Origin of the sequence: Blautia sp. Marseille-P2398 (genome assembly GCF_964240315.1) — a bacterium.
GTDB classification, from domain to species: domain Bacteria; phylum Bacillota; class Clostridia; order Lachnospirales; family Lachnospiraceae; genus Blautia_A; species Blautia_A wexlerae.
The window spans coordinates 141,714-165,910 of sequence record NZ_CAXSTD010000004.1; the positions used below are offsets into that span (position 1 = coordinate 141,714).

The window sequence follows — 24,197 nt, forward strand, 5'->3', positions numbered from 1 at the left end:
GAAATGGTCAGTAAAAAAGTGACAGTTAAAAATCCCACAGGTCTTCATCTGAGACCTGCGGGGATTTTGTGCAATGAGGCAATGAAATACCAGTCACAGATAACATTTGTCTACGATGGGGGCATGGCAAATGCAAAGAGTGTACTGAGTGTACTTGGTGCATGCGTAAAATGCGGAAATGAGATAGAACTTACCTGTGAAGGTGTTGATGAACAGGAAGCCCTGGATCATCTTGTTGCTGCTATTGATAGCGGCCTTGGCGAGTAGAAAGCTGCTGTGCACAAACAGAGTGAACAGTAACCATAAAGTAACATGAATAAAAGAGGAGGAACTTATTGTGAAAAGAAGATTAGTTGCGGTTACATTGAGTCTTATTATGACAATGGCAACTGTCAGTGAAGCAGGTGCTGCTGCATTTACTTCACCTGATACAGCTCCGGCTGTTGCCACACAGACAGATGCAGAAGAAGTAAATGTTACAGAAGAAACTTCTGAAACAGAAGCAGACGCTTTTTCAGATGGAGATGATGGGACAGCAGTACCATCACAGGAACAGACAGACGACGCATTTACAGCGGGAACGGATACGGCTGCTGCATTGCCGGACGAGACGCCGTCAACAGCAGATGCTACGGATGCCGTTGGAGCCGCTGTAGTGAAAGCTGAGGACTGGGTAAGCACAGAGAATGGCTTTAAACTGCGCAAACCTGCAAAAAATCAGGATACAGCAAATACAGATGATCAGAAAGCAGCAACAGCAGCACTACCCGATGAGGAGATGCTGTCTGAGACTGACGGATTCTCAGGAGATCAGACAGAATCATCTGAAACAGCAGTGGCTGAAACAGATACAACAGCTGTGACAGCAGAGGTTACAGCAATGGAAACACCAGCAGCAACGGATACAGTGTCTGTAACAAATGAAGAATTTTATACAGTGGCAGACGGAATTGTAAAGATCAGCACAGAGTATAAAGGGGAAACCCATACAGGATATTATCTGTTTGATGAAGAGGGAATCCTTGTAACTGGACAGGCTGAGGTAAAAGAAAAATCTTCAGCTGATGAAGAACCGACATCAGATGCAGCTCAGTCAGCAGGAGAAGATGCCACAGGGGAAGAAACAGAAGCCCAGGCAAATCAGTCCTATTTTACAACTGCAGATGAGGCTGTTGTTTATACCGGATGTGAAGGAGAAGCGATAACTCCATATACATCTACAGTAGGCCAGCAGGAGAAGAGTGTATGGAAATGGACAGGAACATATTTCCAGTACTACGATGAGAATGGTAATCTGGAGACAATTGCACAGCTTGAAGCGAAAGCAAAAGCAGCAGGTACATATACCGGATATTTCAAGATCAATGAGGATTATTACTGCCTTGATTCTGAAGGTAAGCCACAGACAGGAGAGATCACCCTCACAGTTAACGGCGAATCAAACCTGTATTATTTTGATCCTGCAAGCAGCGACATTCCCGGAAAAATGTTCCACAATGGATGGCTTCGTTCAGATACCACTAAGGGAGAGCGCTGGCTGTATTTTAAAAAGGGAAATATTCCGGCAGACATCGGTAAATATTATAAGCGTGGCGTAGTTGCCACAGCTATCCCGGAGAAAGGAACCGGAGATTACTTGCTGGATGCCAATGGATATGTTCTGAAATCAGTGATGAAGAAGGCTCAGAATGGTGCATATTACTGTACCGACAGTAACGGCCAGATTTATAGAAATAAACTTGTAAAATACGGCAATTTCAGATATTATTTTGGCTCAAACGGAAAGCGGGCAACCTGGACAAAGAGATGGGCAAAAGCAGGCGATCATTACTATTACTTTGGAAGTACTCCGGGTCGTGTTGTTGAGAAACATGGCTGGCAGAAACTTGTCAGCACCAGTGGCAAATTCCTTGGTTGGCTGTATTTTGATTCCAAGGGAAATCATTATACGGATAAGTGGACTTCCGCAGGTTATTATTTTAAACCATCAGGAAAGCTTGCAAGCGGTTTGACAGAAATCGATGGAAAGAAATATATATTTGAATCATCTACATCCGCAGAACACAAAGGTAAAGTATATAAGAGCACAATGGTGCGCTATAAAAAGAAATGGTATATCGCATCCTCTAAGGGAAGCCTGTATAAGAGCGGATGGAGAAAATACAGCGGCAATTACTATTATCTTAAAGAATGTGTGGTTCAGACAAATCAGTTTATGAAAAAGAATGGAGTAAACGGTTATCTGGATGCAAACGGTAAATATACAAGAGGATGGGTAATTGTAAGTAATGCTAAAAACCTGGTGAGATATATCGATCCGTCAGGAAACGGATTTGCAAGAAATAAGAGTATGAGAGTTAATGGAATTCTGTATTACTTTGACCGTAACGGATACCGTATCACTGATCTGACAAACAGATACAGAGGACCGTATTCTGTTCAGGTGGACAGAGTAAACGGAGTTATGACTGTTTATGCTGATTCAGCCAGAACAATTCCTGTTAAGACGATCAGGGTATCTGTAGGTTTAGCAGGAACACCAACTCCGACCGGTAACTTTACACTGAGCAGAAGCCTGAGGTGGCAGCCTCTTATGGGACCATCCTGGGGACAGTATGGAACTCATGTAGACGGTGCCGGACAGGGAGGAATCTTTGTTCATTCTGTAGCCTGCGGCCAGGCAAACTCATATAATCTTCCGGCAGTAGAGTACAATAAGCTTGGATCTCCCGCATCACATGGATGTATCAGAACCTGTGTGGCAGATGCGAAGTGGGTTTATGAGAACTGTAATGGCGCACCGATCAGTATTATTGATGGTAAATATAAAGCAGATGATGCAATGAAAGGACCTCTTGGAAAGAAAGCACTGACTCCGTTAAGAGGAGCTGCTAATTTTGATCCTACAGATCCGGCTGTCTGATCCGGATATTTCTGCCAGGATAAATAAACATAATTGCTTATAGAAACGAAATATGCAAAACGGCTGCACAGAGCAAGAAATGTGCAGCCGTTTTTGGGTATATATCAGGGATTATCTTGCGAAAATGTAATATAGTGTGTATAATATGTTAATAGTATTGTAATAAAATGGACGTTTATTAGAAGACAGGAGTAGAAAGATGAAAAGAGATTTTTTAAAAATCAGAAAAAGGCTTATTGTTGGTTGTCTGGCAGCTGCGATAGCTGTAGCGCAGCCTGTAAGCTCTGTTTTTGCAAATCCGCATTATGACAGACGTGATACAGTGGCTGAGGAGGAATTTATTTATTCTGCAAGAACTTCCGGTACAGAGTCATCAAGAAAAAAAGTGAACTCCAAAGCATGGAAAAAGATCAACGGTGTCTGCTATAACGGAAGTGGTGAAATCATTCCGGGTGCGATAACCAGAGGCATGGATGTCTCTGAATGGCAGGGCAATATTGACTGGAAACAGGTAAAGAGGTCTGATATAGATTTTGCGTTTGTCCGGATCTCCTATGGCCTGACTCACGAAGATTATACCTATGATGAGAATATGACAAATGCAGAACTTGCCGGAGTACCCACAGGCACCTATGTGTACAGTACAGCCTTATCGACAACTACCGCATTAAAGGAAGCACAGCTTGCCATCAGCAAAATGCAGGGTTACAAGGTTTCCTATCCGGTCGTATATGATCTGGAGGATGCAAAAGCAAGTAAGCTTTCTGCAAAAACAGTCTCAGAGATGGCACTGACCTTCTGCAATGAAGTGCGCAGGGCCGGATATTATCCAATGGTTTACTGCAATACCAACTGGTATGATAATTACATAGACTGGTCCTTATTATCAGGAGTGGATGTATGGATCGCAAGATATGGGGACACGATTCAGGCACCTGATAAGGAACGGTACAATTATACAATATGGCAGTCCACAGACGGTAACCGGGAAAGCGGACTGAATAGTACCAGCGGACTGGTAGCAGGAATTCCTGCAGGCAATGATGTTGATATGGATTTTGGCTATGTGGACTATACAAAGAAAATTACGCCGAGATGGAAATCTCTGCATTCCTATGTTCCGGCAATGAAACCCGATACAGGCAGCAATGATGGAAGCCAGGAACAGACAGGACTTCATCAGGAAAATGGAAAATACTATTATGTCAATGAAAATGGCGAACGTGTGTCAGATCAGTGGGTAACTGTAAATGGAAAGACCTATTATATCAGTTCTGATGGTTATGCTCTGATGGGAATGAAGAAAGTAGACGGGAAATGTTACTGGTTCCATACAAAATCCGGATATATGTTTAAAAACCGCCGCGTGACCAGATCTACCGGCGATATCTACTATTTTGGAAGCGACGGTGTACGTTGCGAGAATGGAATGTACAAAGTCAGGGAAAAAAGTGGGGAGCACACCTATTATTTCCGGAAAAACGGAAAAGCGTATAAGGGATGGCTGACACTGAATGGTAAAAAATACTATTTTTACAAAGGCAGTTCCGCACTTTCCGGTACGCGTGCCGAGAACATTACACTGACCAGTTCCAACAGGATTGTATCTGTGTTTGATGGAAATGGAGTGTGTACCAGACAATATAAAAAGCGGTAAAAAATATTGAAACATATAAAAAGATCCTGCAGCTGTGGCACTGATGGAAATTCTGCAACAGCTTCGGGATCTTTTTATGAAATTGCCGTAATTAAAGCGTATAGATCAGGATACCTGCAATGATGATCAGGTTTCCCATGATTTTTCCTTTCGTGATTTTTTCCTTCAGAATGAAATGAGAGAGAAGCAGGACAAACACATAGGCGGCAGTATCAATGACAGGACCATAGCGCATATCTACTTTTGTATAACACCATGTATTGAGGAGGAGGATCAGCATATATATGGTGTATGAGAGAATCACCCGGAAATTGAGATATTCCCTGATTCGGTTTTCGTATTTGATATTTGCGCTCTGTTTCAGAAGTATCTGTGAAACAGCGGAAAAAAATGTTCCGCTCAACATGATTAAAATAAATGTTCTATTCATATCTCTGCACCGTCCATACTCCAAATAAAACCACCAGAATACCTATGATATTCTGAATGGAAAGATTTTCATGAAAGATCAGCACTGCCCATATCTGCGACCACAGAAGATAAACACTTTTATTGGCATAGGCAGTAGACAAAGAGAATTTCTTGATGACCTGCTGCCAGGTGATGGCGTAGATTCCGCAGTTGGCTACCATCAGGAACAGGAACAGGTAAAGCAGAGGACTGCTGAGACCATGTTTATTATACTGAACAGATGCAGCTTTGGAAAAAACACTTGTCAGTGAAAACAGCAGGATATTCAGATGAAGTTGTATGTAGTCTTTGAGTTTTGACATAATACCTCCGGGCGATAATGGTATTTTACGGATTTCATCCAATAGAGCGTGTCTGAAAGCTGTCGGACAGTAACTATTTTACATAAAAAAGCAGGGAAGTCAAGGTTTGTGCAGCAGGAATCTTGAAAAGAAATGTTGAAAATGATATGATAAAAATGATTGCAAAAAGATGAAAAGAGAAAGGAAAAGCATATGAGCTTATATTCAGTGGTTGTTCCTGTATATAATTCTGAACATACACTGGGAGAACTATATACCCGTTTGGAGAAAGTATTCCGGGAAACTCTTAAAGAAGACTTTGAACTGATCCTGGTAGATGACGGATCAAAGGACAGATCTTATGAGATCATGACGGAACTCAGAGAAAAGGATCACAGGGTACGGATCATACAGATGGCCCGTAACTTCGGACAGCATCCGGCACTTCTGTGTGGATTTGCACATGTAAAAGGAGAGTTTGTGGTAACAATGGATGATGACCTTCAGCATCAGCCGGAGGAACTTCCGAAGATGGTCAGAACCATGCAGGAGAGACCGGATGTGGATGTTATCATTGCAAGCTATGAAGGAAGAAAGCATGGTCCGATACGCAAACTGGGAACGAAATTTTCTGTATGGGCAACTTCAAAGATGCTGGGAAAAGATCCGGATCTTCAGATCACCAGTTACAGGCTGATCCGCAGATTCCTTGTGGATGCCATGGTAAAAACAAATACATATCTTCCACAGATTGGAAACCTTCTGATCAGGAGTTCTAACCGTATTATTAATGTTCCGGTTCAGCATGCAGACAGAGCTTACGGAAAAAGCGGTTATTCCTTTAAGAGACTGCTGAAAGATCTGATTTATGATATCACGACACATACTGCATTTCCCCTTCTGCTGGTGAGAAATATCGGAATTGTCAGTTTCCTGATAAGTGTAGTTCTGTCGGTCTGTTATCTGGTAAGATATTTTACACTGGGCATATCTGTGCAGGGCTGGACTTCGCTGATGCTGGTTATGCTGGCGTTTTTTGGACTGATTTTGTTATCGATCGGAATTATGGGAATCTATTTAATGAATATTCTTAATGAGGCAAAAAAAATGCCCCATTATGTAATACGTCGGGAGGATACGGACGAATAATGAAGGAAATTGGCGGATATTTTCAGCTGGAAGAGATGCCGGGAGAGGAATATTATCCTGACCTGTACAGGGTCAATCTTGGAAGAACCGCACTGCTGTGGCTTTTGAAGAGCCGCAGGTGCAGGAAAATCCTATTACCGTATTTTCTGTGTGGATCAGTGGTGCATACCTGTCAGGAAAATCAGATAGAGACAGAATTTTATCATCTGAATGAGAAACTGGAAGTTCTGTATCCGAAAGAACAGCTTCCGGAAGGGGAATATCTTTATCTGGTTAATTACTATGGTCAGCTGTCTGATTCCCGGATATCAGAGTATAAAAAGATTTACGGAAACATCATAGTGGACCATACCCATGCATTTTTTCAGAAACCATTAAAAGGGATAGATACACTGTATTCCTGCAGAAAATTCTGGGGTGTCAGCGATGGCGCATATCTGTCAACAGATACCAGCCTGACAGAAAATAAGACTGTCGATTATTCTGCAGAGCGTATGAAACATATTCTGGGGCGTTATGAGCATAATGCCGGAACCTACTACAAAGATATGCTGGAAAATGCGGCAAAATATGACGGGATGGAGCTTCGGCAGATGTCAAAGCTTACACAGAATCTTCTGAAAGCTGTGGATTATGACAGAGCAAAGAAAAAAAGGGAAGAAAACTACCGGATTCTCGGAGAACTGCTTCCATCGGAAAGTATATTTAATCAGACTGTGCCGGAGGGACCTTTTGCATATCCGTATTTCCACGCTGATGGAATGAAACTTCGCAGATATCTTGCCGAAAAGAAGATATTTGTGCCGACTTACTGGAAAAATATAATTGAGAACTCTGAGACAAAAAGTCTGGAATATACCTGGGCTGCCAATATTCTTCCGTTGCCCTGCGATCAGCGTTACAGCGTGGAGGATATGAAATATATGGCTTCGGTTGTCAGAGAATGTGAGGAACGGATATGAAACATAAAGTGTTGATTCTGGGAACGCTCGGAGAATTTACAGAGCTGGTAAAGAAAGCAAAAGAGAAAGGTTATGAGACTGTTGTGTGCGACGGATATGCAGATGGTATTGCCAGAACGTATGCAGATAAGGCTTATACCATTCCTGTAACAGATGTAGATGCTATTGCCCTGATGTGCAGGGAAGAAGGTGTGGACGGGATCATCACATCATTTTCAGATCTGCTCCTGGAGTGTATGGTTAAAATTGCAGACAAAGCAGGACTGCCCTGTTATCTGAAACCGGAACAGCTTTCCTGGTACAGGGATAAATCGGCATGCCGGGATGTTCTGGACAAGCTTGGACTGCCGGCACCGGGATTTCGGAAAATATCTGTGGAACTGCTGAAACAGGGATCAGAAGAAGAAATACAACAGAGTATTGCAAATCTGCAGTATCCTCTGATCAGTAAACCTCTGGATAAATATGGTTCAAGAGGAATCTTTATTATTCATCATTCAGATGAAGTCAGAAAAAAAGCCCTGCAGACAGCGGAATATACGGACTGTCAGGAAATTCTGGTTGAGGAATACAATGACGGTTATGAGTTTAACATGATGACATGGGTAATGGATGGGAAAGTCAATGTGATCAGTATTGCAGATCGTGAGAAAACGGAAATGGAAGAGGGAATGCTTCCGCTCAGCACACGAAATGTTTATCCATCCCGTTTCCTGGCGGAGGTCGAAAAAAGTGCCACAGATATTCTGCAGAATTATATCCGCTATACCGGACAGACGGAAGGTGCATTATCCATGCAGTTTTTCTGGAAACCTGGCAGGGGCATTCAGGTATGTGAGATTGCAGGACGTTTCTTTGGATATGAACATGAGCTGACAGATATGGTTTATGGATTTCAGACAGAGGAACTGCTGCTGGATTATCTTTATGAAAAAGACCGGATAAAGGAGATGTTTGACCGTCATGATATTTATCATCCGGTAAAATATGGGGCTGTACTGTATTTTCAGGGACGACAGCTTCAGATTGCAGATCAGACGGCAGCCTGTGAGCTTGCAAAAGAAAAATGCGTTGTAAAACCCTGGATTTTTTATAAAGAAGGCGAACATGTGATAGAATATGGGCCGAATCCATATCTTGCATTGTATTATATAGAAACAGAAAACCGCAGGCAGCTGGAGATGGAGACTGAGAAATTTTTCAGTGAGATGAGTATCCGGGATCCGGAGGGAAGAGAAGTTGCCTACAGAAATAAGATACCGGAATACGAGAAGGAAAAGAAAACAGATGATTGATTTTAACAGACCTGCTTTTACAGGCAGGGAATTTGATTACATACGTGATGCGGTACAGAGAGGAATGCTCTGTGGGGATGGAGAATATACGAAAAGATGTTCTCGGTGGATGATGGATAAATTTCATGTAAATCATGTAATGCTTACCACATCCTGTACCCATGCTCTGGAGATGGCAGCCCATCTTTGCGACATTAAGCCCGGTGATGAGGTGATCATGCCGTCCTATACATTTGTTTCAACCGCAGATGCCTTTGTGTTAAAGGGAGCAAAGATTGTATTTGTTGATATCAGACCGGATACAATGAATATTGATGAGAAACTGATCGAGGCGGCAGTGACTGAGAAAACAAAAGTGATCGTCCCGGTCCACTATGCAGGGGTTGCCTGTGAGATGGATACCATTATGGAGATTGCAAAAAAATACAATCTGAAGGTTGTTGAAGACGCTGCGCAGGGAGTAGATGCCTGTTATAAGGGAAAAGCTCTTGGTACCATTGGAGATTTTGGGTGTTACAGTTTCCATGAGACAAAGAACTATACTATGGGAGAGGGCGGTGCAATCCTTTTTAACAGGGATGAATATCTGGAGAAGGCAGAGATCCTGAGAGAAAAGGGAACTGACAGAAGTAAGTTTTTCCGCGGACAGGTTGACAAGTACCGCTGGATAGATTATGGTTCTTCCTATCTTCCAAGTGAACTGAATGCAGCATATCTTTATGCACAGCTGGAAGCAAGAGATCAGATTTTTGCCAAAAGAATGGAGATATACAATTATTATCATAAAAATCTGGCTCATCTTGCACAGGAAGGTAAGATCGAACAGCCTTATGTGCCGGAGGAATGCAGCCACAATGCCCATATGTATTATATCAAGGTGCGTGATATACAGGTAAGAACCCGGCTGATTGCTTACCTTCGGGAAAAAGGAATCTGCAGCGTATTTCATTACGTGCCTCTTCATTCTGCACCTGCGGGACAGAAATTTGGAAGATTTTCAGGGGAAGATGTTTATACTACAAAGGAAAGTGAACGTCTGTTGAGACTGCCGATGTTTTATAATCTGGATATGGAGGATGTGAAGTATATCACAGATACCATAGCTTCTTTTGACGGATTCTGATAATCGTGTGCCGCAAGTTTGTTTCAGGAATCAACCTGTCGGTACATCGGACGGAAAACAGAGACATATATTAAGAGGAAATATTATGAAAAAATGGAAATATTTATTAAAGGTTGTTATGGCTGTGGGAGTCATTGCAATGACTGCTGTTCAGATCTGCACTGCTGCGGAAGGAACTGCGCAGGCTGCTGTTTCAGAGGTTACACCCGTATCCATTTCAACTAATGAGATTTCAGGCTGGCCTGCAGGTCCTGAGATCACATCTGAGACAGGGGTACTGATGGATGCAGACAGCGGAACTCTTCTGTACAGCAAGGGCGGAGATGAAATCCGTTATCCGGCAAGTATTACCAAAATCATGACACTGCTTCTGGCGGTGGAGAACTGTTCCCTGAAAGAAGATGTTGTCTTTACGGAAACAGGAACACGTGATATCAGTTGGGATTCCGGCAATATTGGAATGCAGGTGGGAGAAGTGATGAGCATGAGAGCATGCCTTTATGCACTTGTGATCCGCTCTGCAAACGAGGTCGCAGCCCAGATTGCAGAACATGTAGGCGGCACAGAGCAGCACTTTGTAGATATGATGAATGAACGTGCGGCACAGATCGGATGCACGAATACACATTTTGTAAACGCCAGTGGTCTTCCGGATCCTGATCACTATTCTACTGCACATGACATGGCGTTGATCATGCGGGAAGGTCTGAAGAATAAAAAATTCCGCAGGATCATCGGTGCTACAGATTATACGATCAAACCTACGAACATGAACAGTGAGCCAAGGGTACTGCATACGCATCATCCGATGCTTGCCCCGGAGAGCAGTTATCATTATGATGGCTGTATTGGCGGCAAGACAGGATATACCAGTGAGGCCGGAAACACTCTTGTGACAGCAGCAGGGAAGAATGGAACTACCTATATTACAGTGACAATGAAGGCGGCAGACCTTGCAGTTGCCAGTACGGATTCCACAGCACTGTTCAACTATGGTTATCAAAATTTCACAAAAGCACAGGTAAATGGTGGAGAAGTATCAGTTCCAAACGGAGTGACTGTGGATAACCTGACTGTTCAGGAGAATTCACAGAATGGAAATACAGTAGATGATTACTATTATAATGATTATCTTTTGGGAAGCGTTGAAGTTCCGGAAGCTACACCTACACCGGAACCTGCAGTGGATGCCCTTTCTGATACATCCGGAGGAAATACGGATCAGGCGGATCAAAATGAGAAAGCAGATACTGTCGGAGAAGAAAAAACTTCTGCGGGGATGCCGGAACTGCGAAAAATACTTCTGATCATAGGAGCGGCAATGCTTCTTCTTATTATCATTCTGAGCATTGCACTTGCAAAAAAGGAAAAAAGATATTATGGCTAAGTCTGCATATCATGTGGATTTATGCGAACAGATATAACAGAAACACAGAGAAAGCTAAAGAAAAGAGGAAAATAAAATGGGAAAAATCAAAGTTACAGAATGTGGTGGAATTAAGGGATTAAAAGTGGTAGAACCTACAGTTTTCGGAGATGCCAGAGGATATTTCATGGAAACCTACAATTACAATGATTTCAAAGAAGCAGGAATTGATGTCGAATTTGTACAGGATAATCAGTCAAGCTCACATAAGGGTGTACTTCGCGGACTTCATTTCCAGATCAATTACCCACAGGATAAACTGGTACGTGTTGTAAATGGTGAGGTATTTGATGTGGCGGTAGATCTTCGTGAAGGCTCAGAAACATATGGAAAATGGTTTGGAGTCGTACTTTCTGCTGAAAACAAGAAACAGTTCTTCATTCCGAAAGGATTTGCACATGGTTTTCTTGTACTTTCCGAGCATGCGGAATTTGTTTACAAATGCTCTGATTTCTATCATCCAAATGATGAGGGCGGCCTGATCTGGAACGATCCGGATATCGGAGTTGAATGGCCGATTCCGGAAGGAATGGAATTAAGCTTTTCTGACAAAGATACCAAATGGGGAAGCTTTAAAGAGTACCGTAAATAGGAGAATGAGCGATTGAATACAATTTTTTCTTTACCGATGGATATTTATAAGAACAGACGGCTTGTTGCAAAGCTTGCAAAGAATGATTTCAAAACAAGATATGCAGGTTCTTATCTGGGAATTGTGTGGGCGTTTATCCAGCCTGTGATCACGATCCTGGTATACTGGTTTGTATTCTCTGTAGGTTTTCGTTCCGGAACAGGGGATCTGGGAGTTCCTTTTGTTCTTTATCTGGTAGCAGGTATTGTTCCATGGTTCTTTTTCCAGGATGCGCTGATAGGGGGGACAAATTCTCTGCTGGAATACAATTATCTGGTAAAAAAAGTCGTTTTTAATATCAGTGTGCTTCCGGTAGTCAAGATCATTTCTGCTATGTTTGTGCATGCATTCTTTGTGTTGTTTACGATCATCCTGTATGCAGCGTATGGGAAATTTCCTGATTTCTATTATCTGCAGATTATTTATTACAGTGTATGTGTGTTCATTCTGGTATTGGGCTTATCCTATGCCACAAGTGCAATCGTTATTTTTTTCAGAGATCTGACCCAGATCATCAACATTGTGCTTCAGGTAGGAGTCTGGCTGACTCCGATCATGTGGATCGTTGAGGCTTCACCTCTGATGGGACATCCTGTGATCATGAAGATCCTGAAACTGAATCCGATGTATTATATTGTTTCCGGATACAGAGATACATTCCTGATGAAAACCTGGTTTTGGGAACATGCAGGATGGACGGTCTATTTCTGGATATTTACAATTCTGTGTTTCCTGTTCGGAAGCTGGGTATTTAAACGTCTGCGCATTCATTTTGCAGATGTACTGTAACTAGTACAGCGAATATTAATATAGCAGAAACTTAATTTTCGCTGTACTGGTAAGCGTGAAATAAGTCAGAAGAAGATGAAAAACACAGGAACATAACAGAAAGGAAATCACGTGGAGAACAAGAAAGTAATTCAGGTGAAGGATCTCACCAAAATGTATAAATTATATGATAAGCCTTCGGACAGACTGAAAGAAGCGCTGGGGCTTACCAGAAAGAAACTTTATAAAGAGCATTATGCACTTCATGATGTAAATTTTGATATTTATGAAGGAGAATGCGTGGGAATTATCGGAACCAACGGTTCCGGTAAATCCACGATCTTAAAGATCATCACCGGTGTCCTGACTCCCACAGCAGGGGAAGTAAAGGTAGACGGACGAATTTCCGCGCTGCTGGAACTGGGAGCCGGATTTAACATGGAATATTCAGGTCTTGAGAATGTATACCTGAATGGAACCATGATCGGTTTTTCAAAAGAAGAGATTGATGCCAGACTGAATGATATTCTGGAATTTGCGGACATTGGAGACTTTATCCACCAGCCTGTAAAGACTTATTCCAGCGGTATGTTCGTGCGTCTGGCTTTTGCTGTTGCGATCAATATTGATCCGGAGATCCTGGTGGTAGATGAGGCGTTGTCTGTGGGCGACGTGTTCTTTCAGGCAAAATGTTATCACAAGTTTGAGGAATTTAAGAAACAGGGAAAGACGATCCTGTTTGTAAGTCATGATCTTGGAAGCGTTTCCAAGTATTGTGACAGAGTTATTCTTCTGAACAAAGGGGTAAAGATGGATGAAGGTTCACCAAAGCAGATGGTTGACCTGTACAAACAGCTTCTGGTAGGACAGAATCCTGTAAAACAGAATGAATCTGACGGTACAGAGCAGATTGTGGCAGAGGACAGTGAAGGACTGGGAGATTTTCAGGTAAATCCCAATATGCTGGAATATGGAAGCCGTATTGCTGAGATCACAGATTTCAGAGTCATTGATGATAAAGGAAGATGTTCCAATACTGTTGAAAAGGGAAGCTGCTTCAAAATTCGTATGAAAGTCCGGTTTAATGAAGAGATTCAGGAGCCGATCATGGCATACACATTTAAAAATATTCAGGGTACGGAAATCACAGGTACCAATACCATGTATGAAAATGCAAAGATAGAACACTCCGGAAAAGGGGATATATGTACTGTAACATTTACACAGAACATGAACCTTCAGGGCGGTGAGTATCTCCTGTCATTTGGATGTACAGGGTATAAAAACGGAGATTTTACGGTATTCCACAGACTTTATGACGCATGTAACATAACAGTTATTTCCAGTAAAAATACAGTTGGATTCTATGATATGGATTCAAAGGTGGAAGTACGGTGCGAAGAACAGGTCTGAGAATGTTATGATGACAAATATCAGTGCGAAAAAATAATCAGCGCGAGGACTATATATGGAAGAAAAAATCGGGAAAGTAATTCTGGATACCACGTGCTATCCGGGAAAAGATCTATACAGTGATGGTGCGATAGAGGATGAAATGCTTGCAATTTCCAGAGATTTTGCACCGGAAGAATTTAACAGAGTGATCAGTGAGAGAAAGAGCTGGCCAATTCTTTATCATTTTTCTCATATCAGGGAGAATATTCTGAGCTGGATTCCCTTTACAGGAGAAGAGAAGGTTCTGGAGATTGGTTCCGGATGTGGTGCTGTGACAGGAGCTCTCTGTGAAAGGGCGAAGGAAGTTACCTGCATCGAGCTTTCTATGAAAAGAAGTAAGATCAATGCATACAGACATCAGGATCAGGATAATCTTAAGATCCTTGTGGGAAACTTTCAGGAGATCGAGAAAAACCTTACTGAGAAATACGACTATATTACTTTGATCGGTGTATTTGAGTATGGAGAATCCTATATCCGGAGTGAGAATCCCTATGTGGACTTTCTCAGGATCATATCAAAGCATCTGAAGCCGGATGGAAAGATCATTCTGGCCATTGAGAACAGACTGGGACTGAAATACTGGGCCGGATGTACAGAGGACCATTTTGGAACTTTATTCGAAGGAATCCAGGGATACCCCAAAACAAAAGGGGTTAAAACTTTTTCAAGAAAAGAATTTAATGGAATTTTGGAGGAAGCAGGAAACTTAAAAGCCGACTGGTATTATCCATATCCGGATTACAAATTTCCAATGACTATTCATTCAGACAGACATCTCCCTGCAAGCGGAGAGCTGCATATGAGGGACTACAATTTTGACAGACTCCGTCTGGATCTGTTTCAGGAATCTCAGGTGTATAATACACTTTTGAGCAATGATCTTTACCCGCAGTTTGCCAATTCCTTTCTTCTTGTGATCGGAAAAGAACAGCCACAGACAGCACCGGTTTATGTGAAGTTTTCCAATGAGAGAGATCAGAAGCTCTCCATTTATACGGAAATCAGTGAAGCAGCAGATGGGCAGCTGACTGTGAAGAAAGTACCGTCGCAGAAGAAAGCGGCAGCTCATGTACGGAATCTGGGAACTATCTGCGAAGAACTGACCGGAATGTATAAAGAAGAGGAAATTGAAGTAAACCGCTGCCGGATCAAAGGTGACTGTGCGCAGCTGGAATATCTGACAGGTATCACCCTGGAAGATAAGCTGGATCATCTTCTGGAAGAAGGCAGAACAGAGGAACTGGAGAAATTATTCTTCTCTTATATACAGAAAGTAAAGAATATTCATGAGAAGAAACCCTTTGAGAAAACACCGGAATTTGTAAGGGTATTTGGAAATGTAAACCTGCGTTCTGATCTGAAATGTACAGAAATATCCAATATTGATTTTGTTCCTGCAAATATTATCCTCTCTGAGAATAAAGTATCTGTGATCGACTATGAGTGGACCTTTGCATTTCCTGTACCTTCACAGTTCCTGGTTTACAGGATGATCTTTTATTATCTGGAACTGAATGACAAACGAGGAATACTTAAAGAACGGGATTTCTATGAGAAAGCAGGAATCCTGCCTGAAGATATAGAAGTTTATGTGGAGATGGAACATAATTTCCAGCAGTATATTCTGGGTGAGCATACAGCAATGAGAAATATGTATGCCCAGATCTCTCCGGGCCGGGTGGAAGTAGAAGATTATTACAGAGAAAAGAAACAGGAATCTCTGGAAATGCTTCAGATTTTCTGGGATAACGGAAAGAGCTTTAATGAGGCTGATTCTGTGAGATATCTGTTCAGAAACGGGAAAATTCAGACGGAGTTTGAACTTCCGGAGAATACCACAATGCTTCGCCTTGATCCGGGCGAAATGTCCAAGGGACTTAAAATTGTAAAGCTGACATGGGAAGATGAAAGTCAGGTAAAGTTTCACACAGATGGCTGTGAAGTGTCCTCCGGAGAATTCTATTTCGGCGGTGACGATCCGCAGATCATAGTAGATTCTGTTCCTGAGAACAGAAAGTCCATAAAGATTGAGATGGAGATCCTGGACCGGAAAACCACAGAAAAGAAATTCTGGAAAGTATATGCAGAGCAGAAAAGGGCAATGGAGCAGATGAGTCAGGAGCTTGCGCAGAAGAAAGCTCTGGTCGATCAGGTGGAAGGCAGTAAGGCATGGAAAGTGTATCGTGCCATCAAAAGGGTTTAGTTATGGGAAATATACTTTGGAGTGTAGATAAAAAAATATACAGTGACAAAGAAGATCATACTCTGGCCATTACCGGATGGGCGATAACCAGAAATCAGTCAGAATGTGATTTCATTCTTTATGGCTCGGGAAAGGAACTCTTCGTTCCTGAACCTTCGCGTTGTGAAAGAGCGGATGTTGCCAAAGATTTAAAAGAAACAAAAGATATAAAAGAAGTGGGAAATGTCGGATTCACAGTAAAGATACCGGAAATTATAAAACTTGCAGAAGAACATGAGAAACTGCAGCTTGCGCTGAGAGCAGGAGATGAAAAAGAAATCATCTGGGAAGCCACAGCTGCAGAAGTGAAGGACTTTTGTGAGGAAAGTCTTATTGAATATCATATTGATGAGGAACAGATCACACAGGAGAGTATCCTGACAGTCAGAGGCTGGGTTGTAAACCAGCTGGAGCCGGATGAGATATTTGTACAGGGTACAGATGGGAAGGTTCTGGAATGTACGATCACCAGACAAAGACGTCCGGACGTGGAAGAGGCAAAGGGGATTTCCGAAGAAGAGAAAAGAAATCTGGGATTCAGTATTACTGTCAATCTGGAGAATACAAACGATCAGAATATCTGCATCTGTTTCAGGGGAAAAGATGTACAGAAAATTTATACTGTAAATGTAAAAAAAATAAAACGGGAAAATACCGGACTGTATCAGCAGATGAAACTGCTGTCTCTGAAGAACAGGCAGAAGAATCAGGAATATATAAAGAAAAACGGTATTGGAAGATTTATCCGTTATGTGAGAAATTCCCAGCTTAAGGACGGAGATCAGGATTATGAAGACTGGCTGAAAGATCATGTCGCATTCCGAAAGGAATTAAAAAGACAGAGAAATGCTGTTTTTTCTTATTCACCGCTGATCAGTATTGTGATGGTGGTGACGGATACAGATGAACAAAGGTTAAAAAGTGTGATCGATGCTTATACAGAACAGACCTATGGTAACTGGCAGCTGTGTCTTGCAGATGCATGTGAGGGAGAGGAAACAGGAGAGTTTCTGCGGAAAAAATATAAAAAAGAGATCCGCCTTTCCTACAAGAAGGTTACGGAAAACAACGGCATTTCGGGAAATCTTAATGCATCTCTGAAACTTGCAATGGGAGAGTATGTTCTGTTTGCCGGTCAGGAGATCATACCTGAACCTGATGCACTTTTTCAGATGGTCAAAGCGATCACAGAGAAAAAAGCGGATATGATCTATACAGATGAAGATGAGATCAGCGCAGACGGAAAACATTATTCTGAGCCGGAATTCAAGCCGGATTTCAATCTGTTCAGATTAAGGGAAAATAATTATATCGGACAGTTCTGGGCAATCCGGAAGGAAATTCTGGAACAGGCCGGAAAGTTTGATCCGGAATATGATGGTGCACAGGATTATGATATGCTCTTAAGATGCAGTGAGCAGGCAGAGAATATTGTGCATATTCCAAAGATCCTCTGTCATTCCATGAAAGCAGAGAACCTGATCACAGAAGAACAGGAGAAGAAAAACTGGGAAGCAGGCAGAAAGGCACTGGAGGAGCATTACCGCAGGGCGGAGGTTTCTGCAACAGCGGAACTTGCAGACAAGAAGGGATGGTACAGAAGCCATCTGACTATTTCCGGCGAACCGATGATTTCTGTGATCATTCCAAGTAAAGATCACATTAATGATCTGGAACTGTGTATTTCATCCATAGAAGAGAAGACAACATGGAAGAATTACGAGATCATTATTGTTGAGAACAACAGTGTGGAAAAAGAAACCTTTGTATACTATGAGACACTGAAAAACAGATACCCAAATGTAAGGATCCTTACATGGAAAAAAGAATTCAATTATTCTGCGATCAATAACTTTGCAGTAAGAGAGGCGCAGGGAGAATATCTGCTGTTTCTTAACAATGATGTGGAAATCATTACAGAGAACTGGCTTGAAGAAATGCTTCAGCTTTGTCAGCAAAAAGACGTGGGAATGGCCGGTGCGAAACTGTATTATCCGGATGACACCATTCAACATGCAGGAGTGGTAGTTGGTCTTGGTGGAGTTGCTGCCCATGTATTATGTAAACTTCCCCGGGATGCGGAAGGATATATGGGACGTCTGCGCTGTGTGCAGGAGATAAGTGCAGTCACTGCCGCCTGCATGATGGTAAAGACTTCTGTTTTTAAAGCAGTCGGAGGATTTGACGAGGAGCTGAAGGTTGCATTTAATGATATTGATCTCTGTATGAAAGTGAGAAAATATGGAGTGAAAATTGTATTCACACCGTATGCAGAACTGTATCATTATGAATCCAAATCCAGAGGAATGGAAGATACACCGGAGAAACAGCTGCGTTTTTCCAGAGAAGTAAACTGTTTCCGGAGAAAATGGGAAAGAGAGCTCCTGAAAGGAGATCCTTATTATAACCCCAATCTGACATTAAACAACACAGACTGTTCTCTGAGAAAACAGGAGAAGAACGGAGATTAACATGCCTAAGGAAATATTTGAAGTAGTAAGAGAAAGATTTCATTTATCAGACAGGACACAGTATATTGTGCAGGGACACTGGCCGAAAGATGCGGTGATGGAGGCATATCTGGATCAGCACAAACTGAAGGTGTCTGTGAAAGAAAATGAAAATGTAAGTGCACTGGAACGTTTTAAAGATCCGGAGAAAATGCAGGGAATACAGATTACGGCAACTGTTCAGATACCGGAAAATCTGGAGGGGTATCATAAGCTTGTGATCTATGAGAAGTTTTCGGATAAAAAACATGTCTGGTTTTCCATCACTGCCGGTGAACTGGATAAAAAAAGAGATAAACCGCAGGTATATTTTGAAGAAGAGAGTGCAGAACAGGGAACTGTACGGATCAGAGGGTGGGCCATTGCACCGAAGCCTGTGACTGTCCGTATCTTTGATGCGGATAAAAAGCCGGTTGCCGCTGAAATCCAGAGAACAGACAGGGTGGATGTCAACCAGCTGTTTGAAGAAGCACAGGATCCGGGAAAGACAGGATTCTTCTCTGAGATCACCAACGTTTCGGGAAAATGCCTGTATGTAGTGTTTTATGCAGGCGAGAAGAAAACTGTACATGTGGTTCCTCTGAGAAAAGCTGATATTCTGGCAAAGAAATTAGACAAATATGTAGAAAAAGGAATCCGCTACTGGAAATCTCAGGGTGCGGCGGCTCTTGCTGAGAAGGTAGTGACAAAGGTTAAAAATGTACGTCAGGGACCGCCATCCTATCAGAAATGGATCAGACATCATCTGCCGGACAGGAACGAACTGGAGAAACAGAAGAAAACATCCTTTGGATACAGACCCAAGATTTCTTTTGTAGTACCGCTGTATAAGACACCGGAGAAATATCTCAGAAGACTGACAGAATCATTTCAGGAACAGACTTATTCAAACTGGGAACTTTGTTTCTCTGACGGAAGCGGCGCACAGTCACCACTGACGGAATTGTTAAAAGAACTGACAGCGAAGGATAACAGAATTAAATACGTTTCTCATGAGGAGTCGCTTCAGATTTCAGAGAATACCAACAGTGCCATTGAAATTGCAACAGGTGATTTCATTGCCTTTGCAGACCATGATGATGAGCTGACGCCGAATGCATTATTTGAATGTGTGAAAGCAATAAATGAGAAACCGCAGACACTGGTGATCTACACAGATGAAGATAAGATGTCTATGGATGGACATAAATTCTTTCAGCCGCATTTTAAACCGGACTATAATCCGGATTTGCTGTGTACGGTCAATTATATCTGCCATCTGTTTGTGGTATCACGAAAAGTAATTGAAAAAGTTGGCGGGCTGCGAAGTGAGTTTGACGGTGCACAGGATTATGATTTTGTGTTACGCTGTGTGGAAGCAGTAAAGGATGAAGAAATCTGTCATATTCCAAAAATCCTGTATCACTGGCGTTGCCATGAGGACTCCACAGCAGAGAATCCCGAGAGCAAGCTTTATGCCTTTGAAGCCGGAAGACGTGCAGTACAGGCTCACTATGAGAGAACAGGAATCCACGCAGAGGTTTTTAAGGGTGAATATCTGGGGCTGTACAGAACGAAGTTTATCAGAGATCATGATCCGCTGATTTCTATTATTATTCCGAATAAAGACCATATTGATGATCTGAAGAGATGTATGGAATCCATTGAACAGAAATCTACGTACAAAAATTATGAGTACATTATTGTAGAGAATAACAGTACAGATTCTGCTACTTTTGAATATTACAAAAAACTGGAGGCAGAGAATCCGAAGGTTCGCATGGTATACTGGGACGGAGTCTTTAACTATTCTGCCATTAATAATTATGGTGCATCTTTTGCAAAGGGTGAGTATCTGCTTCTGCTTAACAATGATACAGAGATCATTAATCCGGACTGTCTGGAAGAACTCCTGGGTTATTGCATGCGTAAAGATGTAGGCGCAGTGGGTGCAAGACTTTATTATGAGGATGATACGATCCAGCATGCAGGTGTTGTGATCGGTTTTGGCGGAATTGCAGGACACTGTTTTGTCCAGCAGAAGAGAGGTACCACCGGATATTGTCACAGAATTATCTGTGCACAGGATTACAGTGCGGTTACAGCTGCCTGCATGATGGTGAAGAAATCTGCATTTGATGCAGTGGGAGGACTTTCAGAGGAACTGGCTGTTGCATTTAATGATATTGATTTCTGCATGAAGCTGAGAAAGGCGGAATATCTGATCGTGTATAATCCATATGCGGAATTATACCATTATGAATCCAAATCCAGAGGCCTTGAGGATACTCCGGAAAAAGTGGCACGATTTAACAAAGAAATTGCCACCTTTGAGAAAAAATGGCCGGAGATCCTGGAGAACGGAGATCCTTATTATAACCCCAATCTCACTCTGAAGAGCCAGGACTTTTCTCTGAAAAGAATCTGAAGATGAAATTGCTATAAAATGAATGTGAAAGAAGATATGTTAAAGAAAAAGAAAGAGATCAATGAAAAAACAGAAATTTTCATTTTTGTATTTCTGGCGTTTATCCTGCTGACAACCTGGGCGATGACACAGCCTTTTAATTCAGGGCCGGATGAACAGATGAGATATTATGTTGCAGATTACATTTATAAACATCATGGAGCTCTTCCGGGGGGAGATGATCCGGCTGTCAGGAATAAAGTGTGGGGAATTTCCTATGCATATTATCCGGTTGTATCTTATATGGTGTCTGCATTATTTATGAGAATATCCCGGCTTTTTGCAGATCCGGGATACTCCATGTTCAAAATTGCACGTATGGCAGATGTACTGTTTGTCACAGGTGCAGTGTATTTTGTTGTAAAAGCTTCGGGCAAACTGTTTCCGAAAGAAAAATATTCCAGAGAAGTTAGATGGCTGTTTGCAGCACTGGCAGGATTTATGCCGCAGGCAATCTTTGTGGGAACTTATGTGAATACAGACTCACTGGCACTGCTGGCAGCAGCCATGATTCTGTATGCATGGGCCTCTTATCTGAGAGAAGACTGGACATGGAAAAACTGTATACTCCTTGCAGTGGGAATGGCCGTATGTGCATTGTCTTATTATAATGCATACGGTTGGATACTCTGCAGTTTTTTCTTCTTCTGTTTTACGGTATTACTCTGCAGAGAAGAAGCTTTTTCACAGAGAGTTCGTTTCCTTTTCAGCAGAGGAGCAGTGATCGCAGCAGTTACTTTAGTTCTCTGCGGCTGGTGGTTCATCCGTAACGCAGTTTTGTATAACGGAGATTTCCTGGGAAGGAAATCCTGTGCGGAATGTGCGGAAAAATATGCTCAGAAGGATTACAGACCTTCACTGTATCCGACGCCTGCAAAGCTGGGATGGAACTGGAAAGATATTATCCTTTATCAGGATCCCGGCTGGTATCATAACTGGATTCTGACAGTGTGTGTAAGTTTCATCGGTACTTTTGGACAGATGGAAATTTATATGCCATATACGGTCAGCAAACTGTATATGCTGTTCTTTGCTGTTGGGATCATCAGTGTATTTTTTGTAAAAGAGACATTTGATCTGAGAAAAAAAATGTATGTTGCACAGCGGAAAGCAGTTGGAAATGACAGATGGAAGATCAAAACAAAGGTGATATCCCGAGAGTGGAATAAAGAAGGTATTTTCCATTTGATGATGGTATTTCTGATTATGATTCCGGTATTTCTGTTTCTGTATTATGTTTATTACAGTGATAATCAGCCACAGGGAAGATATCTTATGCCTGCGTTATATCCTCTGATGTACTTTGTTACGCTGGGCTGGAATAATATTCTGACAAAAACAGTGAAAAATGAAAAGGTGCGGAGTTTGATATACAGAGTACTGACTGTACTGCTGGTGATTTCGCCATTTGCCTGCTGGGCATTTTTAATCTTGCCTTAAAAGAAATAAAGGGACTGCCGCATGAAAAGCTCTTGCGGAAGTCCCTTAAATTTATCTATTTTATCTATCAAAGAAATGGTTACTGTCTGGTATTCAGAAGTAGACTTCAGGATTTGATCACTTTGATCATCAGGAACAGGAAAAACAGCAGGAATGCTGCCCCGATCGCCCCGATGATATAATAAGGAGCAGTTGTATGGGAAGCAGAATATGCCTGTGCTGCCTCCATATTCTTCTGACCGGTTACTGCGGCATCATTTGTCTGCTGCTCTGCGTCTTCCAGAATCGCAGTTCCTACAGGAGTTCCTCCAAAGTAATACTGGCGTGTGATCTGTCCGTCAGAAGAAGTATCTTCTGTGGTCAGATTATCTTCTGTGGCACCGTTTGGTGCAATGACTGTACCACCGGAAAGACGGTTAAAATCATCGTCTGCGATGGTAAGGGGTGCAAAATTGTCAAAACCATAATTGAGAAGCGCGATCGCTTCATCATCGGTAACACCGGATGCGCCATTTAATACAATGCATACCAGCTTCATGTTATTTTTGGAAGCTTCACATACCAGGGTACTTCCGGAAGCTTCTGTGTACCCTTCCTTACCGCCGATACAGGGTTTATAATAACCGTCGCTGGTGCTGTTTATCATGGTAAAATTGTTTGTAAGTACACGTTCACCGCCGGAAACATTTGTTGCCGGAAGTGTATAGGAAGTAGTTGCTGCAATAGTGCGGAAAGTGTCATTTGCCATAGCTGCTTCCATGATCAGAGCCATATCATGGGCGGTGATATGCTGGTTCTCATCAGGAAGACCGGTAGGATTGGTAAAGACAGTATTGGTGCAGCCAAGTTCCTGTGCCCGGGTATTCATTATCTGTACAAAAGCATCCACAGAACCTCCCACATGTTCAGCTACCTGCAGTGCGATATCATTGGCAGAGGCAACCATGATGGCATATAAACATTGTTCCATGGTGAAAACCTCATCTAACTGTGAGGAAATATTGGCTCCTCCGTCAGTAACACCGGAAACACCGGTTGCAGTCATGGTTACCTGTTCATCCAGACTGCTGTTCTCAAGAGCAACCAGGCAGGTCATGATCTTGACTGCGCTTGCAGGGTAAAGGGGCTGATCTGCATTTTTGGAATACAGGACTGTGTTAGTGGAAGTTTCCATTACAATTGCTGCGGCAGACGAAATATCGGAAGCCTGGGGCCATCCGTCGATACCGTTGGTGACTACGACAGACGGATCTGCTGTCTGTGCGGCGGCGTCTGTATTCTGAGCTGTTTCTTCAGCAGCAGATACCGGAAACTGTGAAAACATGGTGACAGCACCAAGTCCCAGAGCCAGCAGGGCTGCAGTGATTCTTTTTTTCTTTATCATCATGGTATATAATACTCCTGTACATAAAAAT

18 protein-coding genes are annotated in these 24,197 nt (G+C 42.3%); 15 read left to right on the forward strand and 3 right to left on the reverse strand.

Features of this window, described 5'->3' with window-relative positions; genetic code table 11:
* Positions 1–3: 3 nt before the first annotated feature.
* The 3 genes from ACESZG_RS06450 (at position 4) to ACESZG_RS06460 (ending at position 4,580) form a co-directional block, all read left to right on the forward strand.
* Positions 4–267, forward strand: coding sequence for an HPr family phosphocarrier protein (locus ACESZG_RS06450; protein ID WP_022380118.1), 264 nt, complete (start codon positions 4–6; stop codon positions 265–267).
* A gap of 70 nt (positions 268–337) precedes the next feature.
* Positions 338–2,923 carry a L,D-transpeptidase gene (locus tag ACESZG_RS06455; protein WP_055053015.1) on the forward strand — a complete coding sequence of 862 codons (2,586 nt, stop codon included), beginning with the start codon at positions 338–340 and terminating at the stop codon, positions 2,921–2,923.
* Between the two features lie 199 nt (positions 2,924–3,122).
* Positions 3,123–4,580 (forward strand): GH25 family lysozyme, encoded by a 1,458-nt coding sequence (locus ACESZG_RS06460; RefSeq protein WP_373217792.1) that lies wholly within the window; start codon positions 3,123–3,125, stop codon positions 4,578–4,580.
* 91 nt (positions 4,581–4,671) lie between these two features.
* On the opposite strand, the gene ACESZG_RS06465 is transcribed toward ACESZG_RS06460, so the two are convergent.
* Together ACESZG_RS06465 and ACESZG_RS06470 are read right to left on the reverse strand one after the other, a co-directional pair.
* Positions 4,672–5,010, reverse strand: a complete 339-nt coding sequence (locus ACESZG_RS06465; RefSeq protein ID WP_008706130.1) for an EamA family transporter — start codon at positions 5,008–5,010, stop codon at positions 4,672–4,674.
* Positions 5,003–5,353 carry a hypothetical protein gene (locus ACESZG_RS06470; protein ID WP_008706128.1) on the reverse strand — a complete coding sequence of 117 codons (351 nt, stop codon included), beginning with the start codon at positions 5,351–5,353 and terminating at the stop codon, positions 5,003–5,005. Before ACESZG_RS06470 ends, ACESZG_RS06465 begins: the two co-directional genes overlap by 8 nt.
* A gap of 192 nt (positions 5,354–5,545) precedes the next feature.
* Here ACESZG_RS06470 and ACESZG_RS06475 point away from each other — a divergent pair, with 192 nt between their 5' ends.
* From ACESZG_RS06475 to ACESZG_RS06530, 12 genes are all read left to right on the forward strand, one after another.
* A complete protein-coding gene (locus ACESZG_RS06475) occupies positions 5,546–6,481 on the forward strand; it encodes a glycosyltransferase family 2 protein (RefSeq protein ID WP_008706126.1) in 936 nt (311 codons plus the stop codon).
* Positions 6,481–7,443 carry a hypothetical protein gene (locus tag ACESZG_RS06480; protein WP_008706125.1) on the forward strand — a complete coding sequence of 321 codons (963 nt, stop codon included), beginning with the start codon at positions 6,481–6,483 and terminating at the stop codon, positions 7,441–7,443. Before ACESZG_RS06475 ends, ACESZG_RS06480 begins: the two co-directional genes overlap by 1 nt.
* Positions 7,440–8,738: an acetyl-CoA carboxylase biotin carboxylase subunit family protein gene (locus tag ACESZG_RS06485; RefSeq protein ID WP_020993493.1), complete on the forward strand. Its 1,299-nt coding sequence runs from the start codon at positions 7,440–7,442 to the stop codon at positions 8,736–8,738. The genes ACESZG_RS06480 and ACESZG_RS06485 overlap by 4 nt, the downstream gene beginning before the upstream one ends.
* The gene (gene rffA / locus ACESZG_RS06490) at positions 8,731–9,861 is read left to right on the forward strand and encodes a dTDP-4-amino-4,6-dideoxygalactose transaminase (RefSeq protein ID WP_055053014.1); all 1,131 of its coding nucleotides are present in this window, start codon (positions 8,731–8,733) and stop codon (positions 9,859–9,861) included. Before ACESZG_RS06485 ends, rffA begins: the two co-directional genes overlap by 8 nt.
* 85 nt (positions 9,862–9,946) lie before the next feature.
* Complete coding sequence (locus ACESZG_RS06495) at positions 9,947–11,248, forward strand: D-alanyl-D-alanine carboxypeptidase family protein (RefSeq protein WP_020993492.1); 1,302 nt, start codon at positions 9,947–9,949, stop codon at positions 11,246–11,248.
* Positions 11,249–11,324: 76 nt separating this feature from the next.
* Positions 11,325–11,879 carry a dTDP-4-dehydrorhamnose 3,5-epimerase gene (rfbC, locus tag ACESZG_RS06500; protein WP_008706119.1) on the forward strand — a complete coding sequence of 185 codons (555 nt, stop codon included), beginning with the start codon at positions 11,325–11,327 and terminating at the stop codon, positions 11,877–11,879.
* A 12-nt stretch (positions 11,880–11,891) separates the two neighbouring features.
* Entirely contained in the window at positions 11,892–12,707 is an 816-nt protein-coding gene (locus ACESZG_RS06505; RefSeq protein WP_008706116.1) for an ABC transporter permease, read from the forward strand.
* Positions 12,708–12,818: 111 nt separating this feature from the next.
* On the forward strand, positions 12,819–14,099 hold the full coding sequence (locus ACESZG_RS06510; protein ID WP_008706114.1) for an ABC transporter ATP-binding protein: 1,281 nt from the start codon (positions 12,819–12,821) through the stop codon (positions 14,097–14,099).
* A 55-nt stretch (positions 14,100–14,154) separates the two neighbouring features.
* Entirely contained in the window at positions 14,155–16,347 is a 2,193-nt protein-coding gene (locus tag ACESZG_RS06515; RefSeq protein WP_008706113.1) for a bifunctional 2-polyprenyl-6-hydroxyphenol methylase/3-demethylubiquinol 3-O-methyltransferase UbiG, read from the forward strand.
* Between the two features lie 2 nt (positions 16,348–16,349).
* Positions 16,350–18,857: a glycosyltransferase gene (locus ACESZG_RS06520; RefSeq protein ID WP_082433139.1), complete on the forward strand. Its 2,508-nt coding sequence runs from the start codon at positions 16,350–16,352 to the stop codon at positions 18,855–18,857.
* Between the two features lies 1 nt (position 18,858).
* Entirely contained in the window at positions 18,859–21,303 is a 2,445-nt protein-coding gene (locus ACESZG_RS06525) for a glycosyltransferase family 2 protein (protein ID WP_055199723.1), read from the forward strand.
* Positions 21,304–21,321: 18 nt separating this feature from the next.
* Complete coding sequence (locus ACESZG_RS06530; protein ID WP_227310973.1) at positions 21,322–22,782, forward strand: glycosyltransferase family 39 protein; 1,461 nt, start codon at positions 21,322–21,324, stop codon at positions 22,780–22,782.
* 106 nt (positions 22,783–22,888) lie between these two features.
* Here the strand turns inward: ACESZG_RS06530 and ACESZG_RS06535 are convergent, their stop codons facing one another.
* Positions 22,889–24,169, reverse strand: a complete 1,281-nt coding sequence (locus tag ACESZG_RS06535) for a D-alanyl-D-alanine carboxypeptidase family protein (RefSeq protein ID WP_227310975.1) — start codon at positions 24,167–24,169, stop codon at positions 22,889–22,891.
* Between the last annotated feature and the right edge of the window lie 28 nt (positions 24,170–24,197).

Excerpts from the sequence above, each read along its gene's own strand:
- ACESZG_RS06465 (WP_008706130.1), bottom strand. The coding sequence starts at position 5,010 with ATGAATAGAACATTTATTTTAATCATGTTGAGCGGAACATTTTTTTCC.
- ACESZG_RS06535 (WP_227310975.1), bottom strand. The coding sequence starts at position 24,169 with ATGATGATAAAGAAAAAAAGAATCACTGCAGCCCTGCTGGCTCTGGGA.
- ACESZG_RS06450 (WP_022380118.1), top strand. The coding sequence starts at position 4 with ATGGTCAGTAAAAAAGTGACAGTTAAAAATCCCACAGGTCTTCATCTG.
- ACESZG_RS06525 (WP_055199723.1), top strand. The coding sequence starts at position 18,859 with ATGCCTAAGGAAATATTTGAAGTAGTAAGAGAAAGATTTCATTTATCA.
- ACESZG_RS06530 (WP_227310973.1), top strand. The coding sequence starts at position 21,322 with ATGAATGTGAAAGAAGATATGTTAAAGAAAAAGAAAGAGATCAATGAA.
- ACESZG_RS06520 (WP_082433139.1), top strand. The coding sequence starts at position 16,350 with ATGGGAAATATACTTTGGAGTGTAGATAAAAAAATATACAGTGACAAA.
- ACESZG_RS06485 (WP_020993493.1), top strand. The coding sequence starts at position 7,440 with ATGAAACATAAAGTGTTGATTCTGGGAACGCTCGGAGAATTTACAGAG.
- ACESZG_RS06470 (WP_008706128.1), bottom strand. The coding sequence starts at position 5,353 with ATGTCAAAACTCAAAGACTACATACAACTTCATCTGAATATCCTGCTG.
- rffA (WP_055053014.1), top strand. The coding sequence starts at position 8,731 with ATGATTGATTTTAACAGACCTGCTTTTACAGGCAGGGAATTTGATTAC.
- ACESZG_RS06495 (WP_020993492.1), top strand. The coding sequence starts at position 9,947 with ATGAAAAAATGGAAATATTTATTAAAGGTTGTTATGGCTGTGGGAGTC.
- ACESZG_RS06475 (WP_008706126.1), top strand. The coding sequence starts at position 5,546 with ATGAGCTTATATTCAGTGGTTGTTCCTGTATATAATTCTGAACATACA.
- rfbC (WP_008706119.1), top strand. The coding sequence starts at position 11,325 with ATGGGAAAAATCAAAGTTACAGAATGTGGTGGAATTAAGGGATTAAAA.
- ACESZG_RS06460 (WP_373217792.1), top strand. The coding sequence starts at position 3,123 with ATGAAAAGAGATTTTTTAAAAATCAGAAAAAGGCTTATTGTTGGTTGT.
- ACESZG_RS06480 (WP_008706125.1), top strand. The coding sequence starts at position 6,481 with ATGAAGGAAATTGGCGGATATTTTCAGCTGGAAGAGATGCCGGGAGAG.
- ACESZG_RS06515 (WP_008706113.1), top strand. The coding sequence starts at position 14,155 with ATGGAAGAAAAAATCGGGAAAGTAATTCTGGATACCACGTGCTATCCG.